Annotated in this window: 17 protein-coding genes; 12 read left to right on the forward strand and 5 right to left on the reverse strand. The window is 46.6% G+C overall.

Annotated elements, in window-relative coordinates:
• Positions 1-4: 4 nt before the first annotated feature.
• The 3 genes from thrS to MKY23_RS07085 all read right to left on the reverse strand — a co-directional run bounded on the left by thrS (position 5) and on the right by MKY23_RS07085 (position 5,090).
• Positions 5-2,011, reverse strand: a complete 2,007-nt coding sequence (gene thrS / locus MKY23_RS07075; protein ID WP_339836621.1) for a threonine--tRNA ligase — start codon at positions 2,009-2,011, stop codon at positions 5-7.
• A 551-nt stretch (positions 2,012-2,562) separates the two neighbouring features.
• On the reverse strand, positions 2,563-4,326 hold the full coding sequence (locus tag MKY23_RS07080) for a HAMP domain-containing sensor histidine kinase (RefSeq protein WP_339836624.1): 1,764 nt from the start codon (positions 4,324-4,326) through the stop codon (positions 2,563-2,565).
• Positions 4,323-5,090 carry a response regulator transcription factor gene (locus MKY23_RS07085; RefSeq protein WP_154887324.1) on the reverse strand — a complete coding sequence of 256 codons (768 nt, stop codon included), beginning with the start codon at positions 5,088-5,090 and terminating at the stop codon, positions 4,323-4,325. Before MKY23_RS07085 ends, MKY23_RS07080 begins: the two co-directional genes overlap by 4 nt.
• 220 nt (positions 5,091-5,310) lie before the next feature.
• On the opposite strand from MKY23_RS07085, the gene MKY23_RS07090 reads away from it, so the two are divergent.
• Entirely contained in the window at positions 5,311-6,366 is a 1,056-nt protein-coding gene (locus tag MKY23_RS07090; protein WP_339836630.1) for a M23 family metallopeptidase, read from the forward strand.
• Between the two features lie 398 nt (positions 6,367-6,764).
• Positions 6,765-7,301, forward strand: coding sequence for a GNAT family N-acetyltransferase (locus MKY23_RS07095; RefSeq protein ID WP_154887320.1), 537 nt, complete (start codon positions 6,765-6,767; stop codon positions 7,299-7,301).
• A 76-nt stretch (positions 7,302-7,377) separates the two neighbouring features.
• Here MKY23_RS07095 and MKY23_RS07100 read toward each other — a convergent pair whose 3' ends face one another.
• Complete coding sequence (locus tag MKY23_RS07100) at positions 7,378-7,872, reverse strand: DinB family protein (RefSeq protein ID WP_221787235.1); 495 nt, start codon at positions 7,870-7,872, stop codon at positions 7,378-7,380.
• A 291-nt stretch (positions 7,873-8,163) separates the two neighbouring features.
• On the opposite strand from MKY23_RS07100, the gene MKY23_RS07105 reads away from it, so the two are divergent.
• From MKY23_RS07105 to MKY23_RS07150, 10 genes are all read left to right on the forward strand, one after another.
• Positions 8,164-8,583 carry a hypothetical protein gene (locus MKY23_RS07105; protein WP_090917976.1) on the forward strand — a complete coding sequence of 140 codons (420 nt, stop codon included), beginning with the start codon at positions 8,164-8,166 and terminating at the stop codon, positions 8,581-8,583.
• Complete coding sequence (locus tag MKY23_RS07110; RefSeq protein ID WP_090917973.1) at positions 8,580-9,869, forward strand: ammonium transporter; 1,290 nt, start codon at positions 8,580-8,582, stop codon at positions 9,867-9,869. The genes MKY23_RS07105 and MKY23_RS07110 overlap by 4 nt, the downstream gene beginning before the upstream one ends.
• Positions 9,870-10,015: 146 nt before the next feature.
• A complete protein-coding gene (locus MKY23_RS07115; protein ID WP_339836637.1) occupies positions 10,016-10,966 on the forward strand; it encodes a YwqG family protein in 951 nt (316 codons plus the stop codon).
• A 232-nt stretch (positions 10,967-11,198) separates the two neighbouring features.
• Entirely contained in the window at positions 11,199-11,657 is a 459-nt protein-coding gene (locus tag MKY23_RS07120) for a DinB family protein (protein ID WP_339836640.1), read from the forward strand.
• A gap of 140 nt (positions 11,658-11,797) precedes the next feature.
• On the forward strand, positions 11,798-12,757 hold the full coding sequence (locus MKY23_RS07125; RefSeq protein WP_339836643.1) for an aminoglycoside phosphotransferase family protein: 960 nt from the start codon (positions 11,798-11,800) through the stop codon (positions 12,755-12,757).
• Positions 12,758-12,816: 59 nt separating this feature from the next.
• Positions 12,817-13,521 (forward strand): response regulator transcription factor, encoded by a 705-nt coding sequence (locus MKY23_RS07130; RefSeq protein ID WP_090917965.1) that lies wholly within the window; start codon positions 12,817-12,819, stop codon positions 13,519-13,521.
• 30 nt (positions 13,522-13,551) lie between these two features.
• Positions 13,552-14,685: a HAMP domain-containing sensor histidine kinase gene (locus MKY23_RS07135; protein WP_339836647.1), complete on the forward strand. Its 1,134-nt coding sequence runs from the start codon at positions 13,552-13,554 to the stop codon at positions 14,683-14,685.
• 157 nt (positions 14,686-14,842) lie between these two features.
• A complete protein-coding gene (locus MKY23_RS07140) occupies positions 14,843-15,283 on the forward strand; it encodes a hypothetical protein (protein WP_339836650.1) in 441 nt (146 codons plus the stop codon).
• 8 nt (positions 15,284-15,291) lie between these two features.
• Complete coding sequence (locus MKY23_RS07145; RefSeq protein WP_339836653.1) at positions 15,292-17,154, forward strand: PBP1A family penicillin-binding protein; 1,863 nt, start codon at positions 15,292-15,294, stop codon at positions 17,152-17,154.
• Positions 17,155-17,289: 135 nt separating this feature from the next.
• Positions 17,290-17,841, forward strand: coding sequence for a DUF2569 family protein (locus tag MKY23_RS07150; protein ID WP_339836656.1), 552 nt, complete (start codon positions 17,290-17,292; stop codon positions 17,839-17,841).
• Positions 17,842-17,939: 98 nt separating this feature from the next.
• Here the strand turns inward: MKY23_RS07150 and MKY23_RS07155 are convergent, their stop codons facing one another.
• Positions 17,940-18,398: a threonine/serine exporter family protein gene (locus tag MKY23_RS07155; protein ID WP_090917956.1), complete on the reverse strand. Its 459-nt coding sequence runs from the start codon at positions 18,396-18,398 to the stop codon at positions 17,940-17,942.
• Positions 18,399-18,412 lie beyond the last annotated feature (14 nt).

The following is an 18,412-nucleotide window of genomic DNA, read 5'->3' on the forward strand; positions in this document are numbered from 1 at the left end:
CCTCCTATAACTGTCCGGGCACAATCTTATTCATCACCTCGTGCTGAATCATCTGGACAAAAGCATCGATGTGTTGCATGCCTTGATCTCCCTGACCGTATGCACGGACAGAGGCGGATGAGGCATTTTTCTCTTGTTCACCAAGTACGAGCGAATAAGGGACCTTTTCCATCTGTGCTTCCCGAATCTTGTAACCAAGCTTCTCATTGCGTAAATCTGTTTCTACACGGATACCTGCTGCCCGCAACTGGCTCTGCACCTCAAGTGCATAGTCGGCATAATGATCCGATACCGGAATCAGCTTGACCTGCACAGGGGCCAGCCAGAGTGGGAACGCACCTGCATAGTGCTCAGTCAAAATGCCGATGAAACGGTCAATGGAGCCATAAATAGCTCTATGAATCACGACTGGGCGGTGTCTCAGACCGCCTTCACCGATATAAGTAAGATCGAATTTCTCCGGCATCTGAAAATCAAGCTGTATCGTTCCGCACTGCCAGCTTCGCTTCAGCGCATCAAGAATATGAAAGTCGATCTTCGGCCCGTAAAAGGCGCCGTCGCCTTCGTTAATGCGATATTCCACACCGCGGGCGTCTAACACATTGCGTAACGCCTGTTCCGCCTGATCCCACAATTCTTCGGAGCCCATGGAATCTTCGGGGCGTGTGGAGAGCTCGATTTTATAATCGAAGCCAAAAATATCGTACATCCGTCCAATCAGGGAGATGGCCCGATTGATCTCGTCCTCAATCTGTTCAGGCATCACATAGAGATGGGCATCGTCCTGACAGAACGTCCGCACCCGCATCATGCCATTCAGGGCCCCTGAGAATTCATGACGATGAACCTGACCGAATTCCATCATGCGAATCGGCAATTCGCGATAGGAATGCAGTGTGCTTTTGAAAATCAGCATATGTCCGGGGCAATTCATTGGTTTTAAGGCAAATGTAGCGTCATCCACGTCCGCAAAGTACATGTTATCCTTGTAGTGCTCCCAGTGGCCCGACTGTTCCCACAGGCGGTTGTTCATCATGAGCGGAGTGCGAACCTCCTGATATCCTTCCTGAAGCTGCAACTCCCGTGAAAATTGCTCCAACGCTGTACGCACTGTCATGCCTTTGGGTAGATAGAAGGGCATGCCAGGCGCTTCCTCAGAGAACATAAATAGCTCCAGCTCTTTGCCAAGCTTGCGGTGATCCCTCTTTTTCGCCTCTTCCTGCAACTGGGCCTTGTTCGGAAAAGCAGTGCCATAGATACGCTGCATCATTTTGTTGTCGGAATTTCCACGCCAGTAGGCACCAGCGACATTCAGCAGTTTAAACGCTTTGATTCGCCCAGTGGATGGGAGATGTGGCCCGCGGCACAAGTCGAAAAACTCACCCTGCTCATAAATCGAAAGTTCAGCGTCTTCTGGCAGATCACGAATAAGTTCCAGCTTGTAAGGGTCATGGATGGCTTCGAATCGCTCCAAGGCTTGCACCCGACTAACCACTTTGCGGCGGATGGGCCAATTTTCCTGAATAATCTTGTTCATTTCCCTCTCGATGGCATCTAGGTCACTGATGGAGAGGGACTGCTCCAGATCGACATCATAGTAAAATCCATCTTCAATGACCGGACCGATACCCAGCTTCACGTGGTCTGCGCCATATAACCGTTTAAGTGCCTGTGCCAGCACATGTGCTGTGCTGTGACGATATCGGTGCAGACCTTCCTCGCTATCCAGTGTAACAATGATGAGTTCGCAGTCCTGCTCCAGTTTTTCGCTCAGATCGACATTCTGGCCATTCACGATCCCACCGATCGCCTGTTTACCAAGACTTGTGCTAATCGAAGAGGCAACTTCGCCGACAGTGATGCTTGCTTTGTAACTACGTACAGCACCGCCTTGCAACTGGACTTCAATCTTTTCAATCGACGATTTGGCTGCCAACGACTCATACACTTCTGCGTGCTGATCACCCAAGGATAAATGCTCGCTTGCATACTCATGTTTTTCTTGACTCATGTGAACCACTCTCCCATATTTTTTGTGTTGGAAGCGCAAAAAACACCCGTCCCGGAGAAGGGACGAGTGCGCTTGGCTCGTGGTTCCACCCTAATTTGGTTATGCTGCATTCTGCTCTCGGCCAGCCGCCGCAAACAGAACCATCATAACCCTCATTGGAATCCGTTAACGGGGATCGGGCGGTGAACTCTACTGACCGTACGAGTAACTATCTTGCGAAATCATCGATTAGAGTAATCTATTGAGATGATCTGCGCAATATCTGTACATCGTCGGAGGTTCGAGACCACGGCTACAGAGGGGTAACTTGAATTCGTTCGCTGAAGAAGGTTTCACCAATCCCTTCTCTCTCTGGGCAGCACGCAATGCAAATCATGTCTCTGGTCATCGCTAAATATGAAGGATGCAACGAGCTGAATAACACAGGCATATTTCAGATCTGTTGATCCTGTAGTGTGTAGAATTTAATGTAATCATTGGAACAGGTGTTACTTGAGAGTCGATTATATAGACTGAAAATGGAAAGGTCAAGTGGAATATTCAAATGCAGGCTAGTCCATTTCTTTTGCATTTTGCATCCAGATTAATCGAATCGTTGTTCCTTCGCCAGGTGTGGATGACACTTCAATTCGGCCTTTCATGGCCTCGATTAAACCTCTCGTAACCGCCATGCCGAGTCCTGATCCAACATCGCTTGTTCCCGTATCTGTACCACGGTAATACCGTTCAAATAGCTTCCACACGGTTTCGGGGCTCATGCCTCGTCCATTATCGGCAAACTCGATTGTAAATTCACCTTCACGTTCACCGGCCTCGACACGAACAACGAGGACAGACTCGGATGGGTTGTGCAGCAGAGCATTAGCGGTGAGATTATCTACAATCCGTTCAAAAGAAGGAACGTGTACTAGCCCATAGACAGGCGCGTCTGCAGATTGAAAGACAATACGTCCTTCACCGTACGCAGGGTTGCGCTCGGCTCGCTGCACGAGATTACGAAGTAGCGTATTTACGTCATTTCGTTCAACCTCAGGTTGATATCCTCCACTCCGCAACCGATAGGTCATCGCAAGATCATTCACAAGTCTGTCCATATACATCGATTTGTCGATCATGATGCCTGCGAATTCTCGAACTTCTTCAGCCGTCCAGGTGTATTTGTCCGTTTCTAGCATATGCGCGTATCCCTGAATGGAGGAAAGAGGTGTTTTGAGATCATGCGTGATCCCAGCGATCCATTCCTCTCGAAGGGAATCGGTTTGTTTCCGTAGTTCCTCATCCTGCTTGAGTGTATGGGACAAAGCTTGCATGGAGTGGAGTACGTCGCCATACACTTGGTATTTACGTTTCCATTTTCCATTGCGGCGTTGGCTCCGCGGAATACCTGCTGCCCCGGTTGGTTCCTCATACTGTCCTTTCTCCAGACGTTGCAACCACTGAAGCATGTGCAGCATCGGAGCACCGAATCGATTAGCGTACCATAAAGCGAGTAAAATCAGCAGCGCAACGATGGACAAGATCAGGACGATTAGCGCCGGTTCAAGAATAAAAGCGTATGGATTCTGTTTCTCAACGACAGTTGAATCAATCCGTACACTTACCATCCAGGTCGTTTCGTTTTGGTTATCGTACCATGTGGCGACCGATATGCCTGAACGATTCGGGTAACGAACTTGGAGAACGAGATCCTGAATACTGTACTGGTTCGGCACGCCTACGGCCGGTTTGTTATAAGAGTCGATTTCTTTTCCATAAGGGTCCAATATTTGGATGTAGGCATCTGCTTTGCGAATCGTTTCTTGCTCCGCATGTTTCACAGTCAGTTTGCCGCCCTCATACGACAGCTTTGGACGGATCTCATCAAGTAAGGATTTGGCCGCATTTCGCTCTCCGTATAACAACGTAAAATATTTCCCGTCCTTCTCCCGGATCAGCATGGATAGCTGATAGGGGAATGGTTTATTAGCTTCCCAGTAGGCGATTAATTCTCCTGGTTTGTAGTGGTCTGGTACATCGGACGGGACATGATAATCGTCGATGACATAGCCCTTTTCATCCAGAACCTGAAGCCAGCCATGATTTTTATCCACCTGCTTGAGCAGATCGGGATCGTATCGTATCGTGTTATCCGGCAGGATCTCGGCGGTATTAATAAGTTGATCCAATCCGTTGTTTGCAAAGTCATCAACCAGATCCACTTCATTCACTTTCTGCAAAACCCAGATGGTAGCGATTGATCCTAGCAAAATAATCAGAATGACCGTGCCAGTGAGCATACCAATGAAGCGAGTTAATAACTTACGGCGAATACTCATGTCTGTGACAGGTTGCTAGGCTGGATCAGCTTGTACCCCAAACCGCGCACATTAACAAGAAAAGCCGGATTGGAAGGATCTTTTTCAATGCGTTCCCGAATGCGGTGGATATGCACCATAACGGTGTTATCGTCGCTAATGGCTTCTGAACCCCACACCCGTTCATACAGTTCAGACTTGGTGAAGATTCGGTTCGGATGTTTGCAGAAGAAGAGAAGCAACTGGAACACCAGCGCCGGGCAGGTTATAGCCTGTCCTTCAACGCGAAGCTCCCCAGCCAGTTCGAATACTTGGAATCGTCCAAAATCATAAATGCCTTGTGATAGGTCAGGATATGACGTATTTACGTGTGATGGAATGTTTTGTTGTTGCTGCAAAACGACTGTCTTGGAAGGCAGATAGCGATTAAGCAACGATTTAATTCTTGCAACGACTTCCAGCGGGTTAAACGGTTTGACGACATAATCATCACCGCCAACGGCAAATCCGGTCAGTTTGTCATAGTCCGTTGTTTTGGCGGTTAGAAACAGGATAGGGGCATCTGTGACCTGCCTTAGGAAAGGGCAGATTTCCAAGCCGCTTTTCCCTGGAAGCATAATATCAAGCACGATACAATGATACGTTTTGTTGTTGCATGCTTCGAGCGCTGCTTCACCTGTCGTGACCGTATCAATATCGAGAAACTTTTCTTTGAGCAGTACGGTTTTGAGCATATGTAAAATCGCTTGTTCATCATCAACAAGCAGTAGTGAGACATGATCCATGATGTAATGCTAACCTCCTTCTTAACTCTCTTTCTTGGTATATTGCCCATCATAACATTCTTGAGACCAATTGGAAGATAGGTTGCCTTAACAGAAGCTTAATTATAAAGCTTAGGTAGGGCGGTAAATTTAACTAGATGTAAGTGAAGGTTAGACAAAGCATAAGACTCATGATGTAGATTTGAGGTAAGTAAGAAAAGATAAACAGAAAGGGTGTTGAATGATGAATAGGAAATGGAAACTACTCCTTCTAACCGTGACAGCATGTGTTGTACTCTCTGCTTGTACAAGTAACAAAATTACCTCCGACGAAGCAGAGCAGGCTGAGAAGCAAGCTACAGAACAGGTAAAGGATCAAAAGGATAACGGTGACACTTCAAGCAAAGAACAAAATGATGGTTCGACAGCTCAACAGGTAACACCAGATAATCTCATGGATACATTGACGAAGGGCTCCAAAGATGCAATTTATAATCAGTTTACTCCTGACATGAAACAAGCTGTTTCCTTGGAAGATTTCAAGGCGTCTGCTGACAGCTTTTTGAAAGGAGTGAAGTCGTGGAAGCAGGTGGTAGATTCTGAGATGAATGGTTTGACGGAACATGCGTGGACAGACGATTCAGGAACCAAGGGGATCCTCGCCTATTTTACAGAAGATCATCAGATTGCCGGATTAAGCATTACTCCACTGGAACCACATCCCGATACAGATAACAAGCTGACCAAGACTGAGTTTCAGTTCCCGATGAAAGGAGAGATGTATGTCTTCTGGGGAGGTCATAGTGTTATGGAGAATTATCATTACGAGCATGAAACACAGCGCTATGCACTCGATATTGTTCAAACGAAAGACGGGGCGAGTTATCAGGGCGATGCCAAGGATAATGCCAACTATTATGCGTTTGGTCAGCCGCTCTATGCTGCTGCGGATGGTACGGTAGTGGAGATCAAGAACGATATTGAGGATAACGTGCCTGGCGTGATGAATCCGAAAGAGCCGGCGGGTAATTATGTGGTTATTGATCATGGCAATAAAGAATACAGTATCACGGGCCATATCAAAAAAGGCAGTGTAGCGGTGAAAAAAGGGGATAAAGTCAAGCAGGGGGATCACATCGGGGATCTGGGTAATTCGGGCAACTCTAGTGAAGCTCACTTGCACTTCCAGGTATCCGATGGTCCAGACCTGTTCACGTCACGTTCCCTCAATATCCGCTGGGCCGATCAGAGCCAGGAGTTGACAAGGGGGAATACCGTTCAGGGACTGCCGGAGTAAGCAGGTCAGGAGAAAAACATTTTAAAGGTAATACTTGTTGTCGCGGTATGGATATTCTACATGCTGTACGCCAGCTTCCTTTTTCCATTATAATAGCGTCTATAATTAATTATAGTCTTGAACTTGGTTGTGAATGAGATTAGAGCTGGATAAGGTGAAAATTTTATTTACACTTTAACGGAGAGGACAGAAAAAACCTGAAAAAGCGAAGCTAAAAGCTTTCTGCAAGAAAGCTACATCGGAAGCATAAGCTTAGCGCCTTTATCACCGGATTTTTCCCTTTGGAAAAGGGAATCAAAAAAATCTGGGGATAACAGCGATTGAAAGGTTATTCTGTCATCGGAGTGGACTGTGTAAATTCTTAGTTCAACTTATAGAGGTCAATGGAGGAATAGGGAATGGCACTGGAAAAGGTACAGATCGAATATGCATGTCTCGAAGACTTGCCGAGAATTGTGGAGATTTATAATTCAACCATCGAGAGCCGCATGGTAACGGCGGATTTGGAGCCGGTGACGGTAGAGCAGCGTTTGCCATGGTTTAATGAGCATACACCGGATCGTCGTCCTCTATGGGTAATGAAACGGGATGGGCAGGTTGTCGCATGGGCCAGTTTGAGTTCGTTTTATGGGCGCCCAGCGTACAATGGAACAGTGGAAGTCAGCGTATACGTCGATCAGCAGTGCCGTGGAATTGGGGCCGGTGGGTTGCTGCTGAATACGGTATTCGAGGCTTGTCCTGAGCTGGGAATCACGACGATTCTAGGGTTTGTATTCGGGCATAACGAGCCGAGCCTGGGGTTATTGCGCAAGCATGGCTTCGAACAGTGGGGATTTTATCCGGAAGTGGCGGTGCTGGATGGCGTGGATCGAGACCTTGTGATTCTGGGCAAAAAAGTTGGAGCTGATCACCGCCTGAAAGAGGCGCAGATTTAAATAAAGAAAAAACCTCCGTATCCACTATAAGTGGAATGCGGAGGTTTTTTGCTTATTTTCAAACCACGAACCCATTTTACAGTCCCAGTTGCTGCTTGATCTCTCGAATCTGTCCCAGATGACGTTCCTCGTGGTAGCTTGTAAAATCGATCCATTGTGCCAGATCCAATTCACCGAACGCCGGGTGAGGGAACGACTTACTACGTAACAGGGCAACATCATGCTCGCGTGCAAACTGTTCCAGTGCTTGATGGGACTCAGCCAGATCCCTACGAATATCCGCAAGTCTCTCAGGCTCAGTTGGTGGTTGCACATGAGGAGGGGCTTCGACAGATCTGCTGCGGTCCAGAGACATTTCATAAGGCTTTTTCTCAATGGACACATTCTGTTCTTTTTCCACTGCAAGACGAGCTTGCTTGGTGATGACATTTTCCATCAGATTCAAGTGCCGTAACACTTGCATAATGCTCCACTGTTCCGGGGAAGGTTTCCGGTTCAATTGATCTTCATCTAACCCGGAGATAGCCTCCCAGATTTGGTTACGTATTTCGTCATTACGTTCAAACATCATAAACATCCTCTCTTTAGGTTTATTACAATAACATTACTGTTTCTATATGTCCAACCGAACATATAAGACCCTGTTTAACCAGCATAAAACACAAAATGAGCAAATGCGAACTTTACCTATATTACCCCTTGTTAGGTGAAGTTGAGGAAAAAAATAAAAACATACCCTTAAATTGGGTATGCTGAATTGTATACAACAGCTTCCATAAAACGAAAAAAAGATTGACGGGCACACCCCGGCAAACTATAATCGGTAACAAGTAACTTGATATGTAAGGAGTCCTGACATGATATGTTAGTAATCGACGAGGTGTATCACCATACAGCATTGCAAATATCATCGTCCGATCTATTGTACCTTATCGAACGGTTGAAGGTCAAAAAAGAAAATGAGATCGAAACGCTCAAGCAGAAGATTGAACAGTTTGAACAAAAACGACGAGCCGAGGAAGTGGCTTATCAGTCGCTGTCTCCTGTTCGCAAATGGTTTGCGGGACGTCCGGCTTCTCATCACCAAGCGGTGGAATACATGGTGCAGGTAAAGGAACGATTCCGCAAGATGGAGCAGATTCGCAGGCGCATCCGTGATCTTGATCAGATTATGGAACGTATTCAGAGCGCTAATCATAATCGGCAGGAAGAGATTGAGCTTTCGCCTGAAATTATCCGCGAGATCAGACAGCTTAGTGAAACGGAGGATGTGCAGGCATGACTTTGGAAACGTTAAGCTCCGGGATCGACACGGTCTGGGTTGTTCTCAGCGCAGCGATGATTTTGTTGATGGAGGGCGGATTTGCCCTGCTGGAGGCTGGGTTTGTACGTTATAAAAATAGTGTGAATATCATCATGAAAGTATTTGCTGATATTACGATTGGCACATTATTGTTTTACGCGATTGGTTTTGGCTTGATGTATGGTTCAGATGCTGGAGGGTTTATAGGAGTGACAGGTTTTTTCCTGAACGGTGATCTCTCTCATCTGAACGTTCCGGTATCCCTGGAGACGTTTTGGCTATTCCAAGCCGCGTTCACGATTGCGGTCATTTCAATCGTATCCGGTGCCGTAGCTGAACGGATCAATTTCCGTGCATACCTACTATATATCATCCTGATGACGGCGATTATTTATCCGATTGGCGGACACTGGGCTTGGGGTGGCGGCTGGCTCAGTCAGCTCGGCATGCAGGATTTTGCCGGTTCAGCTGTGATTCACGCACTGGGCGGTTTCTCTGCACTGGCGGCAGCAATTATAATCGGGCCACGTAAAGGGAAATACACACCACTTGGTGTAAGTGCAATTGCACTGCCAAGCAATCTGCCGCTGGCATCGGTAGGTGCCTTCCTGTTATGGTTTGGCTGGTTTGGATTTAATGCGGGAAGTACATTGAGTGCAACTGATGTCAGAATCGGTCACATCGCCATCGTGACGATGCTATCCGCAGCTGCGGGTGGTGCGGCTACGTTGCTCTATACCTTGTTCCGCTTTAATCGTTCCGATGCACCGTCCGTGATTAACGGTTCACTTGCTGGACTGGTAGGCATTACAGCAGGCTGTGCTTTTGTAGGTGATCTGGCAGCAATATTCATCGGCGCAGTCTCCGGTCTGTTGATGATGGCTGCTACGAACTGGCTGGATCGCATGCGCATTGATGATCCGGTAGGGGCTTTCCCGGTTCATGCCGTTTCGGGAATGTGGGGGACGGTTGCTGTAGGTCTGTTTGCCACGGACGGAGGTTTGTTCATGGGCGGCGGCTGGAAGTTGCTTGGTGTTCAGGTGCTGGGTCTGACTGCACTGGTCGTCTGGGGATTCGCAATGACCTGGTTCGGACTGAAGCTCATTGGCAAAGTGGTTCCTGTCCGTTCGACCGAGGAAGAGGAAGACCTTGGTCTGGACATCAGTTATCATGGGGTGATGGCTGCGCACCAGTCGCATGAATTTCTGGATGGTGAGGAGCATATGATTGCTTATCAGCAGAAGTCCTCTGATTCAAATCGATAACAAAAGTATATGAAAAGATAGGGGCTGACGAAGGTCAGCCTCTTTTTTACACAGAAAGCAGGGAAAAAAGACAAGGCGGAAGAATATACAGGTGTGAACGTGAATAAGTCTCAGCATAGGTGTAACGTCAAAAAGGGAGGATCTATATGATTAAGCCGGAACAATGTGAACGTCTGACTAGAAAAGCACGTAAAACCCTCGAAGAAGAATACGGTCTCGGTGCTGTTGCCGATCTGGTGCTGGATGCTGGGCGCTGGGGTATTCGCCTGGATGTGTCCACAACGGATGAATATCGCAGAACAGGAAATTCGCGTGTTGGCGGACATCCTGATCTGCCGGATGATCTGGACTGGCCGCTTACGAAGGACGGGGTGCCAATGACTTTTCTGGCCCAGCTGAATATGGTGGATTTGTCTCCGTATACACCGAATGACGGGCGCGGAACGTTGCCGGAGCGGGGCATGTTGTACTTTTTTATTGGCAGTGTGGATGCAGCTTATCCGATTGAACATCGAGTGATCTATGAACCATCTACATATAATCTTGTAAAACGCGAACCGGACGGGGCCACTGCTCTGGGGGGAGAACCTACGATAGCGCATTCGGTTACCGTCTTGCCTAACCTTGAGCTTCCTACATATGCGTACATAGATGCTGCGGCGTTGGATGAACAGGGGAAAGCCTCAGAGGCAGTTTCCAATCCAGAGGGAGCTCTCGGAGGCCGTTGGCTAGACCGTTATTTGGAATTCGAATCAGACTGGAATCACCCAAGCCCGCTGAATTGGGGCGGTATGTTTGGTTACCCCGATGGGCAGCATCCCGATGCAGAACACCGGGCGTTGAGTTATATTGAGCTGGGTGAGGCACACACCGGCAGTGAGCAGGAATGTGTGAAGAAGCTGACCGCGCATTACGATGGGGATGAGGAGCGCACGTGGGAGGAATTATCGGACACACTGCTGCTGTTAAAAATAGATACGAATGATGCTATCGGTTTTCAGTGGTTGGATTGCGGTGAATTACAGTTCTTCATTCGAGGTACTGACCTGGAGGCTGAGCAATTTGATCATACATGTTGTTCGATTTATTCCAGTTAAGTTTTAGTTCATTTTTATACCCAGGCCTACTGCCATTCCATAAATTAGGTGAATATTTATTCAATAGCTGTAACAAAATGCCCTGAATCCCCGTTTATAAGAGGAGGAGGGGCTTTTTTTTGTGCGCATATGTTAATCAGAGGCGCCAGCGTGTTTAAATAGTTAAAGGAAGTACATAGGTTGAAATGAGATCATATGTTCTATATAATGGAATGAAAAGGAAGTGATAATATTGATTCAGTCTGCATTCAAACATATTGATACGGCGGTTGCATCATTAGTTGATATTTGCGATCAGTTAAGTGAAGAAGATTTGGACCTGACTCCGATTGAGGGCAAGCGTTCTATAAGGGAGTTACTTTCGCATCTAGCGTTAGTCTGTCGCGCAGATCTGTACATATCCGAAGGTGCATCAGAAGAGGAAATGACTCGATTTTATCAAGAGAACCGCGTGTGTTCTGTGAACCAGATCAAGGATTCTCTCATAGAGAACCGGAACTTCCTCTACCAGCGTTACATGCAGTTTACGACGGAAGAATTGCTTCATATAACAACATCCTATTGGGGTGCTTCCTATAGCCGTCTGGAATGGTTACTTGAAATGATGGGGCATATGTACCATCACAGGGGACAACTCTATACGATGTTAACCTTGACGGGAAGAGAACCCAAGACGGCGATGTTTGCCTAAACGAATACATATCATCAATACATATTGGGTAAAGGTATGAAGAGCATTAACCGGGATACAAGGGACAGTACATAAATTTATGCAGGTATTCTTTGATATAAGCCGACTTGTGACTTACATCTAATAATGGAGGGGTTAAGTTGGTAGAATTTATGGATAACCAGAATTCATCTTCGAGTGAGAGCGGCATGCTGGAGATTGTGACAAGGATTCCTGAACTTCGAAATGCTCTACAGGTTGAACGTATATCCCGAGGATATTCCCTGGATCATAAGTTCAAAGTCGTTGTTCCTGATCAAAGAAATATGTTGCTGCGAATCTTTCCTTGTCGTGATATGGATGACAAGCGACAAGAGACTCATGTTTTGGCAGCGTTAAGAGAGATGGGGGTTCTATGCTCTACACCGCTTGGCGTTGGAAGGTTGGATGAGAACAATGGATATATGATTTTGAGTTATCTTGAGGGTGAAGATGCTTCCGAGGTATTGCCTTCGATGAGTGAGCAGCAGCAGTATTCCATCGGCCTGAAAGCAGGTGCAGAGTTAGAGCGCATTCATCAGTTAGCTGTAGAGAAGCAGGCCGAGTCCTGGTACATACGGAAAAGTAAGAAGCATCGGCGGTACGTGGATCGATACAACGCGTGCCCTGTTGTGATGGAAAGTGATCAGCATATTCTGAATTTTATTGAAGAACATTTGGAATGGATGAAAGACCGTCCCGATTGTTTTCAGCATGATGATTTTCATCCAGCTAATCTGATAGTAAACAAGGGTGAACTGGCTGGAGTCATTGATTTTAACCGGGCAGATCAGGGCGACCCTGTGCATGAGTTTTTGAAGCTGGGGTTATTTGCTACAGAGATCAGCATTCCATACTCGATTGGGCAGATACATGGATATTTTGATGGGCATGAACCGGATGAGGGTTTCTGGAAGATGTACTCTCTGTATATGGCCATGGCGCTGATATCTTCCGTGGTATGGATTCAGAACGTGAAGCCAGAGGAGACCGAGCAGATGATGATGAAGATTGAACGTGTGCGGAATGATCATGATGATTTCCGTAGTATGATTCCAAGGTGGTATACTGTGAACAGATAGATTGCATTAGTAGTTGGGTTAACCGATGTAGCATTTGTGAAGCAGAAAGGAAAAATGCCGTGGCACAACCAGCATCCATACTGCTTGTCGATGATGAGCAGGATATTATTAAACTGATGGAAATTTATTTTGGCAATGAAGGGTACCGGATTTTTACTGCGAATGACGGAATACAGGCTCTAGAGGTGCTTAAGACGGAAGACATTGATCTCATTATTCTGGACGTCATGATGCCCAATATGGACGGAATCGAAGCCTGCATGAAAATTCGCGAAGAGCAGAAAATGCCAATTATAATGCTGTCTGCAAAAAGTACGGATATCGATAAAATAACGGGTTTAAGCATTGGCGCTGATGATTATTTAACCAAGCCGTTCAATCCGCTTGAGCTTGTGGCGAGAGCGAAATCCCAGCTTCGCAGGTACCATACATTTAATGAGGGCAGGGAAAGCAAGGAGCATGAATGGATCATTGATGATCTGATTATTAATACAGACACACATGAAGTGTGGCTGGATGACAAACCTGTGCATCTTACACCCCGGGAATTTGCAGTGCTTGAACTGCTCGCAAGGCATCAAGGATCGGTACTTAGTATGGAACAGATTTACCGCCAAGTCTGGAAAGAAGAATTCATGGAGTCTAACAACACGGTTATGGTGCATATTCGTAAACTTCGTGAGAAGATTGAGCACGATAGTAAACATCCGAAGTTCATTCAGACCGTATGGGGTGTCGGATATAAGATGATTAAACCGATTTAGGTTGTACGTCACAAGCAGGGAGTTTCTACCATGAATTCGAAATGGATTAATACGGTACGCTGGAAGTTTATTTACGCATTTATATTAAGTGGCATTTTGACTGCGGTGATATTGTATGGAGCAGGTAAAGTGGGCGAGACGATTCTGAAGAATCAGCAATATCCGAATTATACGATTCCGGGGCAAGTGGTTCGCTGGCTAGTGAATCATATTGGCTCTGTTCCACTGATGATTGCTGTAGGAATCATCAGTTTTGTGCTGTTTTTCTTTCTGTTCACCCGCAAAGTGATGGTTGTGCTGGATGAGATCACGGCGGGTATTCAGGAAGTAGCCAAAGGAGAACTGTCACATCGGATTGCGGTGAAGACTTCGGATGAGTTTGGTGTGGTTGCGGCGAGCATCAATCAGATGGCGGAACAACTCCAGCGATCTCTTCAGGAAGAACGGAGTGCCGTTGCAGCCAAAAATGATCTGATTACAGGCATCTCGCATGATTTGAGGACACCCTTAACCTCGATTCTTGGATTTTTGGAGTATATCGAGAAGGATCGTTATCAGGATGAATTAGAAATGCGTTATTACGTCAGTATCGCTTACGAGAAATCCCTGACGTTGCGTAAACTCATTGATGATTTGTTTGAATATACTCGGGTCAGCGGCGGAAGCCTTCCGTTGTCTTTAAGACCACTGAATCTGACTCCATTCCTCATGCAACTCGCCGAAGAATTTGCTCCAATGCTTGAAGAAGCAGGCATGACCTATACGATCGTTGGAGGACAAGATCCATTATGGATTCAGGCTGCTCCGGGAGAACTCGTTAGAGCCTATGAAAACTTGTTCAGCAATGCGATTCGATATGGCGCCAAGGGCAAAGTAATGGAAATTGGCCTTGTTCTTGAAGGGGGAGAAGCTGTGGTGCGTATTAGTAATTACGGGGAACCGATTCCCGCTCAGGACTTGCCACATCTGTTTGAACGTTTCTATCGGATAGATAAATCACGTTCTCGTGATACAGGAGGCACGGGATTGGGACTTGCCATTGCCAAATCCATGATAGAACTGCATCAGGGGCAGATTGCCGCTTATAGCGATCAGGGCCGGACGGATTTTGTTACCCGTTTTCCGGCCATAAAACCACCCGTCCATACGCCATTGGAAGAGTAGGAAGAGTAGGAAGAGTAGAATGTTCATATCATACCTCTCATATTAAGCTTTGGATATGTAAATTAAGAATTTGATAAGAAGTTAACAACGCTTCTTTAAGAACTATTCGGTATGCTACCTCTATCAATCTGTTCGAAGTATGAGGAGGGTACCGAAGATGAGTTCAAGATTTAACACCGTTCGAATGAAATATATCTATATTTGCGGAGCAAGCGCGGTTCTCAGCATCGTGCTTCTTTTTGTTATGTACCAGATCATGAGATTAGCTTATCGTTTGATGTTCCATGAAGCTGTCTGGTTTACCGACCTAGTACATTGGAGTATCAATCATATAGGAAAGAAACCGATCGGGTTGCTTATGGGCGGAGGTTTGTTTCTTTTATTTTTCTGGATTCGTTCTCAGAAAATAAGCGAAGACATGCAAGCTCTTGTGCGGGGAACTAATGAACTTGCTAATGGCCGGAATCCTGCACCCATTCAAATCCTGAGCGGTGGTGAGCTGCGGCAATTGAGTGATCAGATCAATGCGATTGCGGCGCTTACAGCGAATAAAGATTGCTCTGAAATGAAGGTTAAATCAGAGGAACCATCATGTTAAATGTGAAGATGAAACGTTCCATATATCGATTGTACGATGTTGCTGTTATTGTAGCGGTTCTACTGGTGCTACTGTACATCTATTTGTTTTCGTATGGAAAAATGGTGATTCATCATCAACCGGAAGTTATGCAGCAAGTGTCATCAACCGTCATTCTGGATGAGGCTGGACAAGAGATCATCAGGTTGACGACACCAAACGGAGGATATATGGCGTATGCCGATCTGCAAGAAATGCCGGATATGCTAATACAGGCCTTTTTAGTGACCGAGGATCGGCGTTTCTACCGACATGCGGGTCTAGACGTCATGGGTGTTGGCAGGGCAATGGTAGAAAATATACTACATATGAATTGGAGCCAGGGCGGAAGTTCGATCACACAGCAACTAGCTAGAAATCTGTATCTGAACGCCAACAAGAACTTCATCCGTAAAATAAACGAGTTATCCATTGCGATCGAGATGGAAACGAAGTATTCGAAGGACGAAATCCTGGAAATGTATTTGAACCGGATTTACATGGGACGGCAGCAGTATGGGGTCAAGGCAGCAGCATGGCGTTATTTCGGTGTGGAAGATTTGAAACGGTTAAAACTCTGGCAGATCGCGACGCTCGCGGGTATTCCCAAGGGGCCGTCTATTTACAATCCGGTGGATAACAAGAATCTTTCCCAAGAGCGACGTAATGTCGTTCTCTCCATGATGCATGAACAGGGAATCATTACGAGCAAACAGATGCAGGAGGCCGCAGCTGTTGAATACCAAGCGCCTCCTCCAAATATGGCGAGCCTGTCAACGGCACATAAGTCTCAAATGGAGAAGCCTTCCTATACGTCTGCCTTAGATGCAGTCTTGCAGGAGGCTTCACTTCTCACCGGCAAGGGTGAGGACGAGATTCGTTCCGCAGGATGGACCATTCGAACGGGCTTGAATGCAAGTGTGCAGCGGGCAATGGAGGAAACATTCGCGGAGCATGTCTGGTTTCCGGATGACCGAGAAACTCAACAGGTACAGGCAAGTATGGTAATTCTTGATCAACATAACGGTGAAGTGAAAGGAATGATGGGTGGACGAAATCCTGTGAAGGGAGATATGAATCGTGCTATGAAGGATGCAAGGCAGCCAGGATCCGTATTTAAACCCGTCATCGTCTATGGCCCTGCATTGGAGTCCGGACAATTCGAGCCATCAAGTATGCTTCCTGACCGACCTACACGTTACGGGAATTACCAGCCGGGCAATGTGGGAGGAAGGTACAGAGGTACGGTATCTTTGTCGGAGGCGCTGCAAAAATCAATCAATGCGCCTGCGGTTTGGTTGTTACACGAGATCGGGTTGAACCAAGCCAAAGGGTTCGCTGAGCGACTAGGAATTCAATTACAGGATGAAGATATGAATCTGTCCGTTGCCCTTGGGGGGATGCATCAAGGTGTCTCGCCGCTCAAGCTTGCACAAGCCTATGCTGTTTTTGCCAATGAGGGGAGATTCAATCGTGCACACCTTATACACGAAATAACGGATGCCCGAGGACAAATTATCTATAGCCATCGCTCAGAGAACAAACAAGTTATCACGAGGCGAACGGCTCAAGAAATAACGAACATGCTGCAGCTTGTCGTGAGCCAAGGAACAGGAAAGCGTGCCCAGTTGCCTGATGATCAAGTGGCTGGCAAAACGGGTACGACACAAGCCGCATTGCCGAATCTGCCCAAGCAAGCAAATCGGGATATCTGGTTTGCCGGATATACAAGGAAATGGACGGGGGTCGTGTGGATGGGATTCGATTATACGGATGCGAAACATTACTTAAAGTCCGGAAGCGGAACAGCAGCGAAGCTGTTCGGAACGGTGATGAAACGTAGCAACCAATAGAGGAAAGGGCTAAGGAAACGGGAAGGTCAATGTATACTCGTGCTCGATCTGTAAGAGGATGTCCTCCTTTTTATAACACAACATACAGATATTAAGTTATAATAGATGCTCTTCTATTTTTCTAAGGAGGGTATCATGAATATGAATCGTTCATACGGTAAGCAAGATGAGGATGTAGATATGGTTTCGTCCAAAAGTGGTACCAGGCCTGAACTTCCAGGTATTTCGGGTTTGGGCGGCTGGTTGATTTTAATTCAGATTAGTCTTTGGGCTTCACTGGTATTTTTACTTTCGGATATCTCACAGGTTGCGGTGATCATGGATCCGGCACGATGGGAAGGAGGTCGGGGCATCGACCCGCAGCTGTATACGGAAGTCATAAGGCCGTTGCTGTGGTTTGGATTCATTAGTAGCGTTATTTTGTCTGTCATCGTTGTTGTGAATCTTGTTCTTTTATACCGAAGAAAGCGGATTTTCCCGCGGTTGATGATTATACAGTACATTGTCAATCTGGTGATCGGTATCGCCACCTGGATTCTTATCGCTCAGAACGAGGTGGGAAGGGAAGAACATGTGCTGGATGCGACCCCTGCTTTTAACCTGATCATTCGTTCGCTGCTGACGTGCTGTATTTTTATACCCTATTTTCTGAAGTCGGTACGTGTGAAAAATACGTTTATCAAGTAAAAGAGAAAGCCCATAGCCTACAAGAACGGAGCTAAGTCAAAACTCCAGCTTGCAGACCATGGGCTTTTTTTGCTTGGTAGCAACTTCCATTGGGAGGTTCATTTGGAGGTGGACTTGATGCGGTTTGAACGGGAAAGGCTCTGAATCATCTGGTTTAATACCTCGGATAGGACAAGTCCTACGGCGATAGCACCCGACAACATAAGAGCTTTGGCGGCCATCTCCATGGCAGCACTGTAGTCATTTTGTACAAAACTACGCATCGCATTATACGCCAGCCCTCCCGGCACGAGAGGAATGATACCTGCCACACTAAAAATAATAACAGGTGCCCGGAACATACGAGAAAATAGCTGACTGATGACACCAACAGCAATTGTTGCAGCCAAGGTAGCCGGAACAGCATCTGCTGCATACTCCAGCACAATATAGATAATCCAGCCAATCATACCGACAAATCCACCGTGAAGCAGCATCCGTCTTGGCGCGTTAAAGATAATGCCAAACGCAGCTGAAGCAATGAAGCTGGTTAAAGCTTGTCCTATAAAATGGAGCATTTCTTGCAACCCTC

It is taken from the genome of Paenibacillus sp. FSL R7-0272 (assembly GCF_037969905.1).
GTDB lineage: Bacteria > Bacillota > Bacilli > Paenibacillales > Paenibacillaceae > Paenibacillus > Paenibacillus polysaccharolyticus.

What these genes read in the sequence shown, in the direction of transcription:
- MKY23_RS07100 (WP_221787235.1), bottom strand. Translation starts at nt 7,872, where the DNA reads ATGATGTTTGAACGTAATGACGAAATACGTAACCAAATCTGGGAGGCT.
- MKY23_RS07110 (WP_090917973.1), top strand. Translation starts at nt 8,580, where the DNA reads ATGACTTTGGAAACGTTAAGCTCCGGGATCGACACGGTCTGGGTTGTT.
- MKY23_RS07155 (WP_090917956.1), bottom strand. Translation starts at nt 18,398, where the DNA reads ATGCTCCATTTTATAGGACAAGCTTTAACCAGCTTCATTGCTTCAGCT.
- MKY23_RS07150 (WP_339836656.1), top strand. Translation starts at nt 17,290, where the DNA reads ATGAATATGAATCGTTCATACGGTAAGCAAGATGAGGATGTAGATATG.
- MKY23_RS07140 (WP_339836650.1), top strand. Translation starts at nt 14,843, where the DNA reads ATGAGTTCAAGATTTAACACCGTTCGAATGAAATATATCTATATTTGC.
- MKY23_RS07080 (WP_339836624.1), bottom strand. Translation starts at nt 4,326, where the DNA reads ATGAGTATTCGCCGTAAGTTATTAACTCGCTTCATTGGTATGCTCACT.
- thrS (WP_339836621.1), bottom strand. Translation starts at nt 2,011, where the DNA reads ATGAGTCAAGAAAAACATGAGTATGCAAGCGAGCATTTATCCTTGGGT.
- MKY23_RS07115 (WP_339836637.1), top strand. Translation starts at nt 10,016, where the DNA reads ATGATTAAGCCGGAACAATGTGAACGTCTGACTAGAAAAGCACGTAAA.
- MKY23_RS07090 (WP_339836630.1), top strand. Translation starts at nt 5,311, where the DNA reads ATGATGAATAGGAAATGGAAACTACTCCTTCTAACCGTGACAGCATGT.
- MKY23_RS07105 (WP_090917976.1), top strand. Translation starts at nt 8,164, where the DNA reads ATGTTAGTAATCGACGAGGTGTATCACCATACAGCATTGCAAATATCA.
- MKY23_RS07095 (WP_154887320.1), top strand. Translation starts at nt 6,765, where the DNA reads ATGGCACTGGAAAAGGTACAGATCGAATATGCATGTCTCGAAGACTTG.
- MKY23_RS07085 (WP_154887324.1), bottom strand. Translation starts at nt 5,090, where the DNA reads ATGGATCATGTCTCACTACTGCTTGTTGATGATGAACAAGCGATTTTA.
- MKY23_RS07145 (WP_339836653.1), top strand. Translation starts at nt 15,292, where the DNA reads ATGAAACGTTCCATATATCGATTGTACGATGTTGCTGTTATTGTAGCG.
- MKY23_RS07135 (WP_339836647.1), top strand. Translation starts at nt 13,552, where the DNA reads ATGAATTCGAAATGGATTAATACGGTACGCTGGAAGTTTATTTACGCA.